This is a genomic window from Rhizobium sp. Root483D2 (assembly GCF_001426685.1).
Taxonomy (GTDB): Bacteria; Pseudomonadota; Alphaproteobacteria; order Rhizobiales; family Rhizobiaceae; genus Pararhizobium; species Pararhizobium qamdonense.
The window spans coordinates 122,694-139,483 of record NZ_LMFB01000044.1; the positions used below are offsets into that span (position 1 = coordinate 122,694).

17 protein-coding genes and 1 tRNA gene are annotated in these 16,790 nt (G+C 60.8%); 6 read left to right on the forward strand and 12 right to left on the reverse strand.

The window, feature by feature from the left end; all coding sequences use genetic code 11:
• Positions 1–3 precede the first annotated feature (3 nt).
• From ASD32_RS27730 to ASD32_RS27745, 4 genes are all read left to right on the forward strand, one after another.
• Positions 4–1,179, forward strand: coding sequence for a glycosyltransferase family 4 protein (locus tag ASD32_RS27730; protein WP_060641436.1), 1,176 nt, complete (start codon positions 4–6; stop codon positions 1,177–1,179).
• A gap of 57 nt (positions 1,180–1,236) precedes the next feature.
• Entirely contained in the window at positions 1,237–2,799 is a 1,563-nt protein-coding gene (locus ASD32_RS27735; RefSeq protein WP_060641435.1) for an undecaprenyl-phosphate glucose phosphotransferase, read from the forward strand.
• A complete protein-coding gene (locus ASD32_RS27740; protein WP_060641257.1) occupies positions 2,796–4,067 on the forward strand; it encodes an O-antigen ligase family protein in 1,272 nt (423 codons plus the stop codon). Before ASD32_RS27735 ends, ASD32_RS27740 begins: the two co-directional genes overlap by 4 nt.
• A gap of 65 nt (positions 4,068–4,132) precedes the next feature.
• A complete protein-coding gene (locus tag ASD32_RS27745) occupies positions 4,133–5,299 on the forward strand; it encodes a glycosyltransferase family 4 protein (protein WP_060641258.1) in 1,167 nt (388 codons plus the stop codon).
• Positions 5,300–5,416: 117 nt separating this feature from the next.
• Here the strand turns inward: ASD32_RS27745 and ASD32_RS27750 are convergent, their stop codons facing one another.
• Entirely contained in the window at positions 5,417–6,088 is a 672-nt protein-coding gene (locus ASD32_RS27750) for a hypothetical protein (RefSeq protein ID WP_060641259.1), read from the reverse strand.
• Positions 6,089–6,292: 204 nt separating this feature from the next.
• Between ASD32_RS27750 and ASD32_RS27755 the strand changes: the two genes are divergently transcribed.
• Positions 6,293–6,369, forward strand: a tRNA-Pro gene (locus ASD32_RS27755).
• Between the two features lie 175 nt (positions 6,370–6,544).
• Here ASD32_RS27755 and ASD32_RS27760 read toward each other — a convergent pair.
• From ASD32_RS27760 to ASD32_RS27805, 10 genes are all read right to left on the reverse strand, one after another.
• On the reverse strand, positions 6,545–7,843 hold the full coding sequence (locus ASD32_RS27760; protein WP_060641260.1) for a calcium-binding protein: 1,299 nt from the start codon (positions 7,841–7,843) through the stop codon (positions 6,545–6,547).
• A gap of 132 nt (positions 7,844–7,975) precedes the next feature.
• Entirely contained in the window at positions 7,976–8,242 is a 267-nt protein-coding gene (locus ASD32_RS27765) for a hypothetical protein (protein ID WP_060641437.1), read from the reverse strand.
• A gap of 87 nt (positions 8,243–8,329) precedes the next feature.
• Positions 8,330–8,743, reverse strand: a complete 414-nt coding sequence (locus ASD32_RS27770) for a hypothetical protein (RefSeq protein ID WP_060641261.1) — start codon at positions 8,741–8,743, stop codon at positions 8,330–8,332.
• A gap of 112 nt (positions 8,744–8,855) precedes the next feature.
• Entirely contained in the window at positions 8,856–9,101 is a 246-nt protein-coding gene (locus ASD32_RS27775; RefSeq protein WP_060641262.1) for a DUF982 domain-containing protein, read from the reverse strand.
• Between the two features lie 106 nt (positions 9,102–9,207).
• Positions 9,208–9,741, reverse strand: coding sequence for a MerR family transcriptional regulator (locus tag ASD32_RS27780; protein ID WP_060641263.1), 534 nt, complete (start codon positions 9,739–9,741; stop codon positions 9,208–9,210).
• Positions 9,742–9,901: 160 nt separating this feature from the next.
• Entirely contained in the window at positions 9,902–10,240 is a 339-nt protein-coding gene (locus ASD32_RS27785) for an integration host factor subunit alpha (RefSeq protein ID WP_060641264.1), read from the reverse strand.
• A 94-nt stretch (positions 10,241–10,334) separates the two neighbouring features.
• Positions 10,335–11,306 carry a beta-ketoacyl-ACP synthase III gene (locus ASD32_RS27790; protein ID WP_060641265.1) on the reverse strand — a complete coding sequence of 324 codons (972 nt, stop codon included), beginning with the start codon at positions 11,304–11,306 and terminating at the stop codon, positions 10,335–10,337.
• A 5-nt stretch (positions 11,307–11,311) separates the two neighbouring features.
• A complete protein-coding gene (plsX, locus tag ASD32_RS27795) occupies positions 11,312–12,370 on the reverse strand; it encodes a phosphate acyltransferase PlsX (RefSeq protein WP_082546963.1) in 1,059 nt (352 codons plus the stop codon).
• A gap of 203 nt (positions 12,371–12,573) precedes the next feature.
• Positions 12,574–13,125 (reverse strand): DUF177 domain-containing protein, encoded by a 552-nt coding sequence (locus tag ASD32_RS27800; RefSeq protein WP_060641438.1) that lies wholly within the window; start codon positions 13,123–13,125, stop codon positions 12,574–12,576.
• Positions 13,126–13,210: 85 nt separating this feature from the next.
• Positions 13,211–13,750: a ubiquinol-cytochrome C chaperone family protein gene (locus ASD32_RS27805; RefSeq protein ID WP_060641439.1), complete on the reverse strand. Its 540-nt coding sequence runs from the start codon at positions 13,748–13,750 to the stop codon at positions 13,211–13,213.
• A gap of 131 nt (positions 13,751–13,881) precedes the next feature.
• Here ASD32_RS27805 and ASD32_RS27810 point away from each other — a divergent pair, with 131 nt between their 5' ends.
• Positions 13,882–14,415 (forward strand): outer membrane protein assembly factor BamE, encoded by a 534-nt coding sequence (locus ASD32_RS27810; RefSeq protein WP_060641267.1) that lies wholly within the window; start codon positions 13,882–13,884, stop codon positions 14,413–14,415.
• Positions 14,416–14,510: 95 nt separating this feature from the next.
• On the opposite strand, the gene ASD32_RS27815 is transcribed toward ASD32_RS27810, so the two are convergent.
• A complete protein-coding gene (locus tag ASD32_RS27815; RefSeq protein WP_060641268.1) occupies positions 14,511–16,649 on the reverse strand; it encodes a sodium-translocating pyrophosphatase in 2,139 nt (712 codons plus the stop codon).
• Positions 16,650–16,790 lie beyond the last annotated feature (141 nt).

Sequence of the window (16,790 nt, forward strand, 5' to 3'; positions counted from 1 at the left end):
GGCATGCCGGATCCCGAGCCGCTGCGCATCATTCACTGTTTCAGGTCGCCTATCGGGGGAATTTTCCGGCATGTGCGCGATCTGGCGGAAGCGCATGCGCGGCAGGGCCACGAGGTCGGCATCGTCTGCGACAGCACCACGGGCGGAAGCTACGAGGATTCGCTTTTCGACGAGATCAGGCCGTTCCTGGCGCTCGGTCTCGTGCGCCTACCGATCCGCCGCTCCATCGGTCCGGCAGATCTTGCGGCCCTTTGGAAAAGCTACAAGGAAATTAGAAGTTTGCAGCCGGATATCCTGCACGGTCATGGCGCCAAAGGCGGCGCTCTGGCCCGGATCATCGGCTCAGCCTTGCGGGTGAACAAGTATCGCGTTGCCCGCCTCTATTCGCCACATGGCGGCAGCCTGCACTATAACGGCAAGAAGCCGTCGGGAAAGATCGTCTTCCTGCTGGAGCGCCTGCAGGAATATCTGACGGATGCGATCGTCTTCGTCTGCGACTTCGAGCGCCGGACCTATGAGCACAAGGTCGGCAAGCCGCGCATCCGCAGCGAGCGCATTTATAACGGCATCGACGACCGCGATTTCGACACCGTCTATGCCCGGCCCGATGCCGTGGATTTTCTCTACATCGGCATGCTGCGCGATCTGAAGGGCCCGGACCTCTTCATCGATGCCTTTGCCCGGACCGAGCGCAATATCGGCAGGCCGCTGTCGGCGATGATGATCGGCGACGGGCCGCAGAAGGACGATTACGAACAGATGATGCTGGAACGCGGCCTCGGCCGCCGCATCGAGATGCTGCCGGCCATGAAGGCGCGCGACGCCTTTGCCTTTACCCGCAACGTGGTCGTGCCCTCGCGCGCCGAATCCATGCCCTATATCGTCCTGGAGGCCCTGGCCGCCCGCAAGCCGGTGATTGCTTCGCGCGTCGGCGGCATACCGGAAGTGCTCGGTGCAGACAGTGCCGCGCTTGCCACCCCCGGCGATGCGCAGTCCCTGGCCGATGTGATGACGGCTGCGATGACGCAAAAGGATTGGGCGGCGAAAGTCATGCCCGAGGCCGAAGCCTTCAAGACCGCCTTTGCAACCTCGACGATGTCGGCCAGCATCATGCGGCTCTACCGCCAGCTTGTGCCGGAAAAGGCCAGCTTGCGCAAAACGGCGGCAAAGACCCCGTAAGCGTTTCTTAGGGGCTTTCTGCTATCCCGAAGGGACACAACGGCCCGGGTGGATATGATGAACCAGATCGATAAACCGGATTCCTTCGATACCGACGCATTGCGCAAGAAGATTTCGGAGATCCGCACTATCGCGCCCGGCGAGAAACGCGAGGACGAGCCGAAGCGTGAACTCAACCCGCTTGCGCGCAAGATCGCCGCACAGTTCCGCACCGATACCTATTCCCCCAACATGATCATCGGGCTGATGCGGCTGTTTGAATTCACCGCGCTGTTTGCCATCGGCTATGCCATCCATATGCTCTATGTCGCACCGCCCAGCGACGAAATGCTCGGCTATTGCGGGCTGATTGCAGGCGGGGCCGCGCTGACCGTGATGTTCCTGCAGCTGTGCGACGGCTATCAGGTGCCTACGCTGCGTTCGGCTGGACGGGCCATCCCCCGGCTGATCGGCTGCTGGACGCTGGCATTTGCCTCCATGACGCTGGTGCTGTTCCTGCTCAAGACCGGCGAGACTTTTTCGCGCCTGTCCTTCGGCGGCTGGTATGTGCTGGGCGCTGTCTTTTTGATCGCGGAGCGCGCCTTCATCGCCTTTTCCATTCGCCGCTGGGCCCGCAACGGCATCATGGAGCGCCGCGCCGTCATCGTCGGCGGCGGCCAGCCGGCCAAGGACCTGATCCGTTCGCTCGAACAGCAGACCGACAACGATATCCGCATCTGCGGTATTTTCGACGACCGCGACGAGCGCCGCTCGCCCGGCATCATCGCCGGCTATCCGAAGCTCGGCACCGTGGCCGAACTCGTCGATTTCGCCCGCCTCACCCGCATCGACATCCTGATCATCGCCCTACCGCTCTCGGCCGAAAAGCGCATTCTTGAATTGCTGCGCAAGCTGTGGATCCTGCCGGCCGACATCCGCCTTGCCGCCCATGCCAACAATCTGCGGTTCCGGCCGCGCAGCTATTCGCATGTCGGCCAGGTGCCGATGCTCGATATTTTCGACAAGCCGATCGCCGACTGGGATTCGGTCGCCAAGCGCATCTTCGACGTGTTCTTCAGCATCGTCGCCCTGGTCGTGCTCTGGCCGGTCTTCATCGGCGCCGCAATCGCCGTCAAGGTGAGCTCGCCTGGCCCGATCATCTTCAAGCAGAAGCGCCACGGCTTCAACAACGAGACGATCGACGTCTACAAGTTCCGCTCGATGTATACGGATATGAGCGACCCGACCGCCCGCAATGCCGTCACCAAGGGCGATCCGCGCGTCACCCGCGTCGGCCGTTTCCTGCGCAAGTCCTCGATCGACGAACTGCCGCAAATCTTCAACGTGCTGCGCGGCCAGCTCTCGCTGGTCGGCCCGCGCCCGCACGCAGTCCTTGCCCAGACCGCCGACCGCACCTATTCCGACGTGGTCGAAGGATATTTTGCCCGCCACCGGGTCAAGCCTGGCGTTACCGGCTGGGCGCAGATCAACGGCTGGCGCGGCGAGATCGACAATGACGAGAAGATCAAGTTCCGCACCGCCTTCGATCTCTATTATATCGAAAACTGGTCGCTGTGGCTGGACCTGAAGATCCTGTTCCTGACGCCGATCCGGCTGCTCAATACGGAAAATGCCTATTGAGCACGCCAGCCGCCACGTCCACCGCGGGGTTTCGCCCGCAGCTGGCCGCCGTCGCCATCCTCGGCTCGGCCATGGTGACCTTTGGCGTTTTCCTGTCTGGCTTCGTCATCGCCGAGCCCGCCCCGTACGAACTCTTCATGGTCGCGCTGATCGGCCTGTGGTTTTTGTTCGGCCTGAAGATCTCGCGGTCCGTCGCACCGCTTCTGGCCCTCCTCATCCTGTTCATGACCGGCGGCATTCTCTCGCTTACGGTCATGAGCGATCTGGCCACGGCACCGATGTATATGGCGGTATCGGGCTTCCTCTGCCTCACCTCGGTGTTTTATGCCGCCATCATCGAAGCCCGTCATGAACGGCTGAAGCTGATCTTCGATGCCTGGGTGGCTGCCGGCGTCATCACCTCGCTGCTGGGTATTCTCGGTTATTTCGGCGCCATTCCGGGGGCTGCGAATTTCACCCTCTACGACCGTGCCAAGGGCGCGTTCCAGGATCCCAATGTCTTTGGCCCCTTCCTGGTCGCGCCGTCGCTCTATCTCATGTACCGGCTGTTGAGCGACCGGATCGCCACCGCGCCGCTCAAGGCCATCGCCATTTTGATCATGGCGCTCGGGCTGTTCCTCTCTTTCTCGCGCGCCGCCTGGGCGCTTTATCTGTTTTGCGCCTGCGCGCTCGTCCTCGTCATGCTGCTGAAGGAACGCACCGGCGCCTTCCGGCTGAAAATCCTTGTCCTGACACTCAGCGGCGCCTTGCTGATGGTCGTGGCGCTCGGTATTGCCCTGCAGATCCCGCAGGTCGCCGATCTGTTTTCCAGCCGCACCCAGCTGGTGCAGGAGTATGACGGCGGCCACCTCGGCCGTTTCGACCGCCACAAGATCGGCTTCCTGATGTCTATGGAAAAACCGCTCGGTATTGGGCCGATGGTGTTCAGCACGATGTTTCCCGAGGACGAGCACAATATCTGGCTGAAATCGCTGACTTCCTACGGCTGGCTGGGTTTCATCTCCTATGTCACGCTGATCATCTGGACGGTATCGATGGGCTTCCGCTTCCTTCTGCTCGACCGCCCCTGGCAGCCCTATCTGATGATTGCCTGGATCGTGCTGATCGGTCATGCGGCGATCGGCAATGTCATCGATACCGATCACTGGCGGCATTTTTTCCTGCTGCTCGGCATCATCTGGGGGTGCGGCGCGCTCGAATACCGCCATCGCAACAGCCTCAAGCGGGCGCAATTGCGCCGCACGGCCGCAGCGCCAACCCTGCGTTAACGTCAATCCTGTACACAGACAGCAACGGATCGGCTCCATATCGGGACCGGCGGCGGATTGTCAGAATGAATATCGACCCCTTCAACTCCGGCGTTGAAAACGGCCTTCGCATCCTTCAGGTGCTGGAGCCGAGCGGCGGCGGTTCAGGCCGCCATTTTCTCGATCTCTGCCGCGGCCTGAAGCAGCGCGGCCACCATGTCGAGGCTGTGTATTCGCCGCTGAGGGCTGAAGAGGCTTTCGTGCGCGAATTGAAATCGCTTGCCTTGCCTGCCGTGCACGCCGTTGCCATGAAGCGCTCGCCCGGACTATCGGATTTCGCCGCCCATCGCGCCTTGCGCCGCATCATCGGCGGCGGCATCCCCTTCGACATCGTGCACGGGCACAGCTCGAAGGCCGGCGCGCTGACGCGCCTTCGCCTACCCGGCGTCCATGCGCCGCGCGTTTACACCCCGCATGCCTTCCGCACGATGGACCCGACGCTTGGGCGAACCGGACGGCTGATCTTTGCCACGATCGAAACCATCCTGGCCAAGCTGTTCACCGATCACCTGGTCTGCGTGTCCGACGATGAATATGCGCATGCGCTGTCGCTCGGCATGCCGGCGCGCAAACTCTCCGTCATCATCAACGGTGTTTCGCCGCCACCGCTCGACATGGCGCATACGGTGCGTGCGAGCTTCGGCATTGCGGCGGATGCCTTCGTCTTCGGCTTTGTCGGCCGGTTATCCTATCAAAAGGCGCCGGAGCGCCTGATCGAGGCCTTTCGCAACGCCGCCTCCAGACTGCCCGGCGCCGAGCTGATTATGGTCGGCTCCGGCGAACTCGAACAGGAGGTCCGCAAGGCCATCGCCGAAAGCGGCATGCAGAAACGCATCCGCCTGACCTCGGCCTTTACCGGCCCGCAGGCCGTTCCGGCGTTCAATGTCCTTGTGATGCCGAGCCGTTATGAAGCGATGTCCTATGTCATGCTGGAGGCTGCGGCGACGGGAAAGCCGATCGTTTCCACCGATGTCGGCGGCGCCTCGACCGCCATCGACAAAGATAAGAGCGGCCTGATCGTGCCCAATGACGGCGACAGCGCCAAGCTCGCCAATGCCATGGTGGAAAGTGCGGATCCCACCCGCTACCGCCAGCTGAGCGAGGCGGCACTGTCACGGATGGCGAATTTCTCGATGGGGCAGATGATCGACAAGACCGAAGCCGTCTACCGCAGGCTGGCCGCAGCAAGATAGGCGGTCACCCCGCGCGGGGCGGTACGCGATCTGGCACCGGCGCGATACCTTTCGCAAATTATGGTCGTCGAAATCTGAAATGCCGTCATGCCATTGTGGGCGCAATGATTGACGTAACTATCCCTGCGCGCACCAGCCCGCCTTGCCGCCGGACGGATGGGCGAGCCCTTCGGACACCAGGATATCGCCGATCGAACGTCCCTGCCCGACGGTCACCTTGGCATTCTGACCGGAGACGCCGGCCAACTGCACCTCACCGGCATTGAGAATTTCCCACAGCCGTTTCTTCGCCAGGGAGCCGAGCTTGCGCTCGCCGTCACATTTGGCCTGTTTGATTCTGGGCGCCTGGATATCGGCGATCTGGATCTTCTTGCGTCCATACCAGAACGTGCCGCCATCGACGACGCAGTTTTCCAGCGTTTCGGTGCAGAAGTAAAAAGCCCCAGGCTTGCGGGCTGCTGCCGGCTCGTCCACGGTCTTCAATGCGCTGACATCAACGGCCGGCTGCTCAACGGGCCGCACCGAAGGCATCGCCAGCGCAGGCCTGACCGAGTGTTGTGGTGTCTCTGCACGTCTTTCAGGGGCAGACCGTTTTTCCACTGCCGGCTGCTTGCCGATGGACGCGGTGTAGAACGGGGCGGTCATCGGTAATATCTGCGCCCGGTGCTCATAGCCAAGCACTGCACCCACCGACAACACGCCGGCCAGATACCACGGCCACATGCTCGTCCTGGCCTGCTTGTGGCTCGTGCGCCGCTTCTGACCTTTCCTGACCGCCGTCTTCGCCATCCCAAATCCCCTTTTCGCCCGCGCATTATCGCGGCAAGGGATTGCCGAAAACTTTAAGCATCGGGAAAATCTGCGGCCTGGCACGCCCGTTTGCCGCAATTTCCCCAACCACGAAAAACCTCCCGCTTTTTCCGGCGATTTACCGCATTTTCCAAAATCAGCACTTGCGCGCCAAGTCCCGATTATATACGCCTCTTTTCGGTTCGGAGCGTAGCGCAGCCCGGTAGCGCACTTGACTGGGGGTCAAGGGGTCGTGGGTTCGAATCCCGCCGCTCCGACCATTTTCTCCTTGATATTCCCAGCTCAGCACCTGTTACCTTTTTCTTTTCTACCGGAAGAAAAAGCGTGGATGGGCACTGCGGCAGCCGAAACTGCCGTAAAAATCCCGCTCCAACATTCCGCTCAGCGATAGTCTGCAATCCGCTACGCCATGCGCCGCAGATCGCAGCACCGCTGCTATACGATGAAGAAATCGGCGTTGGTCATCGTAAGGTCATGGCCGACCGTGGCAAATTGAACGGCTGCTGCGGCACCTGTGCCGTCCTTATCGTAACTGACGGCGCCGGTCGTTGCATCGTAGATGATCCGGTCGGACGCGTCGGCAGCTGCGGAACCGATATGAAAGGCGGCGGCGGCAAGCTTGCCGGTGACGCTGAGGGCCGTGAACACCGCGTTTTCAAGCCGTATGGTGTCGTTTGCCACGGAGAAGTCGGTAATCGCGTCGATATTTGCCGACCCAAGCCGGCTGTTGAAGAAAAACGTATCGTTGCCGGTTCCGCCGCGCAAGACATCGTTTCCAAGGCCGCCACCGATCAAATCGTTGCCCGCGCCGCCCGACAGGTCGTTGGCATGGTTGCCGCCAAAGATCTGATCATTGAACTTGGTTCCGATGACATTCGGTATGTTCTTCACTGTGTCGGTATTTCCAAACCCGTCCTTGGCGGTATCGGCTGCCAGGCCGCCCTGCTTTCCATTGCCGAGCAGGTTGACGGTGACGCCGCGCGTTCCGCCGCTTGCGGCGTCTCGACTGTAATCGACGGTATCCGAGCCGGAATTGCCATTCAGGTTGTCATTGCCCCGGCCACCGATCAGCGTGTCGGCACCGCCGCCGCCCTTGATCGTATCGTTGCCAGCGCCACCGTTCAGGACATTGTGCCCGCCATTGCCGGTCAACTTGTCGGCCCCCGATCCGCCGGTGATATTCTCGATATTGCGGATCGTGTCTTCAGCGATCCCGCCGACGGTGACCGTTGTATTGGCCGCGCCCTTGAGGGTTACCACGACGGACCCGGTCTTGTCGGTATAGAGCGCCGTGTCGATGCCCGCACCGCCGTCAAGCACATCCTTGCCGCCAGCGCCCTTGAGGATATCGTTGCCGCCGAAACCGGAAAGAACGTCGGCGAGCGGCGTCCCGTTCAGCGTGTCGTCACCGTTCAAGGCAAGGCTCAGGAGCCCTTGCGTGTTGTTTTGCGACGCGAACGCGTGAACGTCGGTGGCGGCAATTTTCAGCCCTGTCACCAGCAGCGCGGTGCTGCCGTTGACCACATATCGCACCGACGAAACGGTGCCGCCGGTCGGCACGTCAGAGGCATCAAAAGTGAAGCCGCTGCCCTTGAACAGCGTGTAATTCTTCGCATTGTCGAAATATTTTGCCGATACCGGCGAGACCGCCGATAGATCGTAATCGTACAGGCCATCAACCTGCAGCGTGTTGAATTTAATCGGAAATGCAGTCCCACCACTGACAACGGCCATCTCACCCTCCACAGCCAAGCCTATATATGAGTATTTCATAATATACAGGGAATTGCCGATCGGTCGACCTGAAGACGTGCTGATAGCTCTAAGTGTTTATTCTGCGTTGTATGGGAGACTGGCGGTCTGGCTTCAATGAACCGAAATATCCGTCTCCGGCTCTTCCAAGAACGATTCAATCCCATCGCGTTCGACGGTGGCCAGAAATTCCTCGAAGGCTTCCTTGTCGGTGGCGAAGGGTTCTTCCCAGACGGTCAGGCCTTCATCCTGATCGATCACTTCCATGGTCCAGCCGCCGGTGCTGCCTTCCGTGCGGAAGATATCGACCAGCACGGTGATGTCGTCTTCGGTGAATTCGCCGGAAAAATCGGAATGTTCGAGCTTTTGCTTCTTCGTCATGGTCATCATGCCTGTTTCGCGTTGGTGACACTGTATAATTCCTCAAACCGGTTCCGGTTCAAAGAAAGTTTCAGCATAGTTGAACTGCTACAGCGGCTCCTGCACATCCTGTTTGGCTGCATCCTGTTTGGCCGCATGCTGATTGGCCGCATCTTGTTTGGAACGGGGCGAAGCTGTCGCCGTCAGGCGGCTCCGGGAGCGTTCGCGGGTGGCGATGCCTTCGAGCCGCTTGGCGGCTTCCTTGATTTCAAGCGGCGAAAACAGACAGCGGTACTGCGCGCTCGTCATTGCCGCCTCCATCGAGAGGTCGGTTTTCTTTGCCTCGATGAGCCGTTCCAGGCCGGTGGTGCCGGGCTTGAACACGAGTTCCCTGGCAGCCTCGACGCCGCCCTTGAGGATGACCAGGCGGCGAAACAGGACTGGCCGGAAGCCGATGCGGGCGCAGTGATCGTAGAGCGCCAGCATCTCGCCGTGAAATTTCGCCTGCAGGGTCCTGTTCATCCTGTTCTCTCTCAATCGCATGCCGGGGAGACGATAGCCGGTTCACCGGAACTAAGCTACCCGACTGAGGGCAAGGCCAAAAGACCTCCCTATGCAGTATCTTGGTGATGCGTCAGTCCTGAACCGCAATTTCCGCTTCGGCGGCTGCCGCCAGAAACGCTTTTCGCGCGTCTTCTGCGGGGCGCTTGCCTTCGACGACCTCGGCGCAGATCCCCAGTGCCCGGTCGAGCGCCGGTGCATCCTCCAGCGGCCAATCCTCGATCATCGCCCAGGAAGCCTCCGTCGTGTTCGAGATGGTCACGTATTTGCCCGGCCCTTCCAGGGCAAGCGTCACGCTTTTCGTCCAGGGCTTTTCCATCGTCTCGCCTTGCTCACAAATTCGGTCGGGGTTCCTACCATGAACGGCAGGGCGGCACGAGGGGAAAGCGGCGGCGCACAAGGCCGGCCGCTGCGGTGAGGCGGGCTCAGCGCACCTGGTCGAGCAGGCGCTTGCATTCGAGCAGATCATAGAGCGCTTCCTGCAAAAGCGCCCTGTCCTCCTTGCCGACGGAGGTCTTTCCGACGGAGATCTCAGGCGTTTCGTCATTGCCGCCCACGAAGGAGAAGAAGCGGCGGCTGGCCGGTGCCTTGGCGCGGCCGACGATCTGGTCTTCTTCGGGATTGCCGAGTTTCGGCTGCACCTGCTCTTCGATATTGGCCGCCGCCAGCGCTTCGACCGTTGCCAGGTCGCCGCTGGCGATGGCCGCGACGAACTTGTTGCCGTTCATCTTCAACAGCTTCTGCACGCCCTTGATCGTATAGCCGTGATCGTAAAGCAGATGGCGGATGCCCTTGAGCAGATCGACGTCTTCCGGCCGGTAATAGCGGCGGCCGCCGCCGCGCTTCATCGGCTTGATCTGCAGGAAGCGCGTCTCCCAGAACCGCAGCACATGCTGCGGCAGGTCGAGATCGTCGGCCACCTCACTGATGGTGCGAAATGCATCCGGGCTCTTGTCCATGTCTTCCCCCATTCCGCATCGTGCGATCGATCATGCGCATCCGGCTCGCGGCCTTGCACCCCGAGTCTAAACCGCCGTCGTTGCGGATGATTACACGAATCATGCGCATTTCAACGGCTTAAGGACGTGTTTTCAACCACTTTAATGATTGAGGATGAAATTAGAGCGCTGGGGATTGCGGTTTCAACTTGGCCTTGCGCTGCAGATGCGCCTTGAGCACGCGCTGTTTCAGCACGTTGGATGCCTTGAACGTCATGACGCGGCGCGGGGAAATCGGCACTTCCTCGCCGGTTTTCGGGTTTCGCCCGATGCGCTCGTTCTTGTCGCGAACCTGGAACGTCGCGAAGGAGGAAAGCTTGACGCTTTCGCCGCGCACGATGGCGTTACAGATTTCATCGATCACGGTCTCCACCAGTTCGGCCGATTCCGTTCGGGAAAGACCGACCTTGCGAAAAACCGATTCGGCCAGGTCTGCTCGTGTTACCGTTTTTCCGCTCATCTTCCCCCACCGATTTTCTTGTAATATCGATTAGCCCGGAAAGAGTATTGCCCTTGTCCATTCCGGTCAAGCGTCTGCACCATATCACATTTTTTTACCAGCGCAGCAGCACGGAACCCCAGGTGAAGCCACCCCCCATCGCCTCAAGGAGGACGAGATCACCCTTTTTGATGCGGCCGTCGGAGGCTGCGACATTCAGCGCCAACGGAATGGAGGCTGCCGAAGTGTTGCCGTGGAGATCGACGGTGACAACCACTTTCTCCAGCGGAATACCCAGTTTCTTCGCCGAACCGTCGATGATGCGGCGGTTGGCCTGATGCGGAACCAGCCAGTCGAGATCATCGGCCGTCGTGCCGGTCGCCTCGAAGGCGGCCTCGATCACGTCGGTGATCATGCCGACCGCATGCTTGAAGACTTCGCGGCCTTCCATGCGCAGATGGCCGACCGTGCCGGTGGTCGAGGGACCGCCGTCCACATAGAGTTTTTCCCTGTGGGCGCCGTCGGAGCGCAGCTGCGTGGTCAGGACGCCGCGATCGGCGGTCGTGCCCTCGCCTTCCTGGGCCTCGAGGATCAGCGCACCGGCGCCATCGCCAAACAGCACGCAGGTCGTGCGGTCGTTCCAGTCGAGAATGCGCGAGAAGGTTTCGGCGCCGATCACCAGAATCCGCTTGGCAAGCCCGCCGCGAATATAGGCATCGGCGGTGGTGACGGCAAAGATGAAGCCGGAACAGACCGCCTGCAGGTCGAACGCTGCGCCATGATGCATGCCAAGGCGGTTCTGGATATTGACGGCGGTGGCCGGAAAGGTGTTGTCGGGCGTCGAGGTCGCAACGATGATCACGTCGATATCGGCGGGCGTGAGGCCTGCATTGGCAAGCGCTGCGCGGGCAGCCCCTTCGCCGAGCGACGCCGTGGTCTCGCCTTCGCCGGCGATGTAGCGCTGGCGTATCCCGGTGCGCTGCACGATCCATTCGTCGGACGTGTCGACCTTGTCTTCCATTTCGCGATTGGTCATCACCCGCTGCGGGAGTGATGCCCCGAAACCGCGAACCACAGAACGGATCATACTTTTCAAACCTCGTCTGCCGTGCCGGTCGCTGCACCTTCGATAGGGCGCGAGGCATGGTATTTTTGCAAATCGTTTTCGATCTTGGCCTTCAGGCCGTTGCGGACCATGTCATAGCCCACGTCGATGGCGGCTGCGAAACCTTCCGCATCCGTTCCTCCATGGCTCTTGATCACGACACCATTAAGGCCAAGGAAGACGCCGCCGTTCACCTTTCTGGGATCCATCTTTTCGCGCAGCCGGTCGAAGGCGCCCTTGGCGAGGATATAGCCGATCTTGGCCAGAAGCGTCCGCGACATTGCAGCCCGCAGATATTCGGCGATCTGGCGCGCCGTGCCTTCGGCAGCCTTCAGCGCGATATTGCCGGAAAAGCCTTCGGTGACCACCACATCGACCGTGCCGCGGCCGATATCGTCACCCTCGACGAAACCGAAATAATCGATGCTGTCGATGCCCGCTTCACGCAGCAGGCGTCCGGCTTCCTTGACCTGCTCCTGGCCCTTGATCTCTTCCACGCCGACATTGAGCAGACCGAGCGTCGGACGCTCCACCTCAAACAGCGCGCGCGCCATGGCGCCGCCCATCAGGGCGAAATCCATCAGCTGCTGAGCATCGGCACCGATCGTCGCGCCGACATCGAGCACGATGCTTTCGCCCTTCAGCGTCGGCCAGATGGCCGCGATGGCGGGGCGCTGGATGCCCTGCATCATCCGCAGGCAAAACACCGACATCGCCATCAGCGCGCCGGTATTGCCGGCGGAGACGACCACATCGGCCTCGCCCTTGTTGACGGCCTCGATCGCCTGCCACATGCTGGCCTTGCCACGGCCGCGCCGCAGCGCCTGGCTCGGCTTCTCGTCCATGGCGATCGCCAGTTCCGAGGCATGAAAGGTGCTGCTGGCCTTGAGCTTCGGATATTTTTCCAGAAGGGGAGCACATTGCTCTTCAAGACCGTAGAGCGCAAAACGGATATCGGGATGCCGCTCGAGCGCCTTGGCGGCGCCTGGAATGACGACCTGCGGACCGAAGTCGCCGCCCATCACATCAAGAGAAATTCTGACCACGCGTGCCCTATCCTTTTTTCCTGCCACACTGCATGTTTCGTTCCGGCGCAATCAGTCTGGGCGATGGAGACACACGTGTTTTCATGACGTTTGAGACGTAACGGCCCCACTCACGGGACAAAACGGCCCAACGGGCTGGATTTCGGCCAAAATACCGTTTTTCGCTGACGTGACAACCGATTTGTGCCACTGCCGTTGCGGACTCAGTCCTTTTTCCAATCCTTGAGGGCTGCGAAGGGATTTGGGCGGACATCGTCTTTTTCGCTGCTTTCGATCCGTTCGCCAAAGCTCGCGCCCTGCTTGCGCGGATAGGGGTCGATGGCCAGTGCCGCGTGTTCGGTCACGGCCAGACCGACATCGATGGTGTCGCCGCTGAACATGTCGGGAAGGTCCGGGCCTTCCGGATCGAGAATCATCTCGCCGCTATCGTTGGCGGCAATGCGCGCCAGCCGCGATCCTTCCGGCACGAAGATCGCTTCGACGGGCTCGTCAATGTCTGATTCCACCGGCTCCAGCGTGACGACGCAGGCCTGGACGATCTTTGCCTTGACCCGGCCCTTGATCTTGACGCCATCCCGCTTCCAGCGCGCGATCTGCAGCTCCGATGTCAGCGACTTGACCTCCAGCACATTCCAAAGGTCGCGCAGCGCCTTCAGTTCGGCCTCGTCGGCTGTCAGACGCACCGTCACGGCGTTGGCTGAGATATTGCCGACCTTCACGGGATAGGAAAATGCGGGCTTTTCGTCATGGTGCATGGTCTGGTCCTTTCGGGCGGCGATACCGCCCAAGATAGTGCTTGCGGCCATTGCGAAGCGCCGACCTTGCGTCTTGCGCCGACGATCAGGCGGCCGCCGGCGGCAGGTCGATCCGGCCAGTTTCTACGACATCCTCGCCTTGCTGCGCAAGCTGGGCCTCGGCGGACAGAAGATAGTCAGCAAGGCTAAGCATCGACAGCGCCTGATCGTCTGTCTCGGGATGAAAATTGCGCTTCAAGGCGGCCGCCAGTTCATCGCGATCGCGGCGCTCCAAGGCAGCGGCATAGCTTTCCAGCCGGCCGTAGAACATCGAGGCCAGCTTCTTCATGCGCTTGGGCACGCCGACATCGCCGACGCCGAGTTCGCGGATCGAGTGATCGACATCCTCGAAGAACGCGTCGATGATCTCCTGGGCGATCTCCTGACCGGCGCGTTGCGAGCTGCGGGTGCGGCGGAAATAGAGGATCAGCGATGCCGACAGCATCTCGAAACGGCCCATCACGGTGTCTGGAACATCAAGATCGGTATAAAGATACGGACGGCGGGCGGCGGCGGTCAAAAGCGCATATTGACGCTTAACTATGGCCGCATTGCCGTTTTTTTTACCGAACAGTCCGAAGATCATCATAAAGCCCAAGTTTGACTGCTTCAAAATGCGCAAGCGCGCATATCCTGTTATTGCATGATTGCGGAAGCTGGTTTACCGAAGCAGGCACGAAATGCAATGGCGCATCTGCCAGCGTTACCTTGAGGGAGATGTCGTTGACGAAACGGTATTTCAGGTCAGACATGAAATTTCTGAACAACGTCGCTTTTACATTGGCAATTTGCGTAACCACCCTTTCCGGCTGCAAGACGGCCGAGATGCTGAATACCGGCGAAACCCTCAATCAGGGCTATGTGGTCGATCAGGAGACGTTGGCGCTTGCGCCTGTCGGCTCCAGCCGCGAGCAGGTGGTCCTGTCGCTTGGCACGCCATCGACCACGGCGACCTTCGACAATGAGGTGTTCTACTACATTTCGCAGAAGCGTCAGCGCCCGGTCGCCTTCATGAAGCCGAAGCTGGTCGAACAGAGCGTACTCGCCGTCTATTTCGACAAGGATGGCGTCGTCACGCAGCTGGCGCATTACACGCTGCAGGATGGCAAGGTCTTCGACATGATTTCCCGCACGACGCCGACCGGCGGCAAGGAAATGACCTTCCTCAGCCAGGTTCTCTCCGGCAATGGTATCGGCAAGAGCATGGCGAATTCGGTGTTTGGAAATAACAGCACCAGCCGGAACCGCTAAAAGCGAAAGCCCGTACGGCGATTGCCGTTCCGATCGGTTTCCAGTCTCATACTCCGCGGCACCTCCGGTGCCGCGGAGTATCAATTTCAGGCTACTTATCCCGCAAGAACCGCAAGAAGCAGAAGCGCCACGATATTGGTGATCTTGATCGCCGGATTGACGGCGGGACCTGCCGTATCCTTGTAGGGATCCCCGACCGTATCGCCGGTGACGGAGGCCTTGTGGGCTTCCGACCCCTTCATATGGCGTGTGCCGTCCTTATCGACGAAGCCATCCTCGAAGCTCTTCTTGGCATTGTCCCAGGCGCCACCGCCAGAGGTCATCGAAATCGCCACGAAGATGCCGTTGACGATCACGCCGAGCAGCGAGGCACCGAGGGCTGCAAAGGCAGACGCCTTGGAGCCGGAGATGAGCAGCACACCGAAATAGACGACGACGGGCGCCAGGACCGGCAGAAGCGACGGCACGATCATTTCGCGGATCGCCGCCTTCGTCAGCATATCGACGGCACGGCCATAGTCCGGACGGTCAGTTCCCGCCATGATGCCAGGCTTTTCGCGGAACTGGCGGCGGACTTCCTCGACCACGGCACCGGCTGCACGGCCGACGGCCGTCATGGCGATACCGCCGAACAGGTAGGGGATGAGACCGCCGAAGATCAGGCCGGCGACGACATAAGGGTTGGACAGATCAAAGGAGATCGTTCCGACATCGGCGAAATACGGGTATTTGTCGCCATTGGCGGCAAAATATTTCAAGTCGTTCGAATAGGCGGCAAACAGCACCAGGGCGCCGAGACCGGCAGAGCCGATCGCATACCCCTTGGTCACCGCCTTGGTCGTGTTGCCGACCGCGTCCAGCGCGTCGGTCGATTTGCGGACTTCCGGGGGAAGACCGGCCATTTCGGCGATACCACCGGCATTGTCGGTGACCGGGCCGAAAGCATCCAGTGCCACGATCATGCCGGCAATGCCGAGCATGGCGGTGACGGCGATGCCGGTGCCGAACAGGCCTGCCAGCTGGTAGGTCGAGATGATGCCGCCAACGATGACGATCGCCGGAAGCGCCGTCGATTCCAGCGACACGGCAAGGCCCTGGATAACGTTGGTGCCATGGCCGCTGACGGACGCCTGGGCGATGGAATTGACCGGCCGCTTGTTGGTGCCGGTATAGTATTCGGTGATGACAACGATCAGCGCGGTGACCACGAGGCCGAGAATGCCACAGATGAACAGGTTGGTGCCGGTAATGTCCTTGCCCTCGACGGTGCCGATCGAGCCCCAGCCGATGGTCAATGACGTAGCGACGGCAAGGCCGACGATTGACAACAGGCCGGTGACGATCAGGCCCTTGTAGAGCGCGCCCATGATCGAGCCGTTCGAGCCGAGCTTGACGAAGAAAGCGCCGATGATCGAGGTGATGATGCAGGTGCCGCAGATGGCGAGCGGATAGCTCATCACGAGGCTGAGATTGGCCGCGCCGGCAAAGAAGATCGCCGCCAGAACCATGGTGGCAACAATCGAGACGGCATAGGTTTCGAACAGGTCGGCCGCCATGCCGGCGCAATCGCCGACGTTATCACCGACATTGTCGGCGATGGTGGCGGGGTTGCGCGGATCGTCTTCGGGAATGCCCGCTTCCACCTTGCCGACGAGATCGCCGCCGACATCGGCACCCTTGGTGAAGATACCGCCGCCGAGACGGGCGAAGATCGAGATCAGCGAGGCGCCGAAGCCGAGCGACACGAGAGCGTCGATCACCTCACGCGAGCCTTCGGCAAGGCCAAGGCCGACCGTCAGGATGAGATAGTAGATGGTGACGCCGAGCAGTGCTAGGCCAGCCACCAGCATGCCGGTGATCGCACCGGACTTGAAGGCGATATCGAGACCTGCCGCAAGACTGACGGAGGAAGCCTGCGCCGTGCGCACATTGGCTCTAACCGACACATGCATGCCGATGAAACCGGCCGCACCCGACAAAATAGCGCCGATCAGGAAGCCGATGGCGGCTGTGACGGAGAGAAGGAGCCAGGCACCGACAAAGACGACGGCACCGACGATGGCAATGGTCATATATTGACGTGTGAGATAGGCCTGCGCCCCCTCGCGTATGAAGCCTGCAATCTCTTGCATGCGGGCATTGCCCTGATCGGCAGACAGCACCGACCGCGTCGCCCAGATGGCATAGACCACCGAAAGCAACCCGCATGCGATAACGCCCAGAAGTATGGTCATTTCGCGATTTCCTCCGTTTAGCCTGCGGGCTCACTCCGTTCCACAGGCCCCCAAAAAGCGCTGCAGACCAAGCCTCCTCTTCAAGCGCGGGCTGCATACGTGGCTGCAGAGTGCTGTGGCGAATCGGGATCGTCAAGCCGC

Coding starts and splice junctions, on each gene's coding strand:
- ASD32_RS27730 (WP_060641436.1), top strand. CDS start 4: ATGCCGGATCCCGAGCCGCTGCGCATCATTCACTGTTTCAGGTCGCCT.
- ASD32_RS27735 (WP_060641435.1), top strand. CDS start 1,237: ATGAACCAGATCGATAAACCGGATTCCTTCGATACCGACGCATTGCGC.
- ASD32_RS27745 (WP_060641258.1), top strand. CDS start 4,133: ATGAATATCGACCCCTTCAACTCCGGCGTTGAAAACGGCCTTCGCATC.
- ASD32_RS27750 (WP_060641259.1), bottom strand. CDS start 6,088: ATGGCGAAGACGGCGGTCAGGAAAGGTCAGAAGCGGCGCACGAGCCAC.
- ASD32_RS27760 (WP_060641260.1), bottom strand. CDS start 7,843: ATGGCCGTTGTCAGTGGTGGGACTGCATTTCCGATTAAATTCAACACG.
- ASD32_RS27765 (WP_060641437.1), bottom strand. CDS start 8,242: ATGACGAAGAAGCAAAAGCTCGAACATTCCGATTTTTCCGGCGAATTC.
- ASD32_RS27770 (WP_060641261.1), bottom strand. CDS start 8,743: ATGAACAGGACCCTGCAGGCGAAATTTCACGGCGAGATGCTGGCGCTC.
- ASD32_RS27775 (WP_060641262.1), bottom strand. CDS start 9,101: ATGGAAAAGCCCTGGACGAAAAGCGTGACGCTTGCCCTGGAAGGGCCG.
- ASD32_RS27780 (WP_060641263.1), bottom strand. CDS start 9,741: ATGGACAAGAGCCCGGATGCATTTCGCACCATCAGTGAGGTGGCCGAC.
- ASD32_RS27785 (WP_060641264.1), bottom strand. CDS start 10,240: ATGAGCGGAAAAACGGTAACACGAGCAGACCTGGCCGAATCGGTTTTT.
- ASD32_RS27790 (WP_060641265.1), bottom strand. CDS start 11,306: ATGATCCGTTCTGTGGTTCGCGGTTTCGGGGCATCACTCCCGCAGCGG.
- ASD32_RS27800 (WP_060641438.1), bottom strand. CDS start 13,125: ATGCACCATGACGAAAAGCCCGCATTTTCCTATCCCGTGAAGGTCGGC.
- ASD32_RS27805 (WP_060641439.1), bottom strand. CDS start 13,750: ATGATCTTCGGACTGTTCGGTAAAAAAAACGGCAATGCGGCCATAGTT.
- ASD32_RS27810 (WP_060641267.1), top strand. CDS start 13,882: ATGTCGTTGACGAAACGGTATTTCAGGTCAGACATGAAATTTCTGAAC.
- ASD32_RS27815 (WP_060641268.1), bottom strand. CDS start 16,649: ATGACCATACTTCTGGGCGTTATCGCATGCGGGTTGCTTTCGGTGGTC.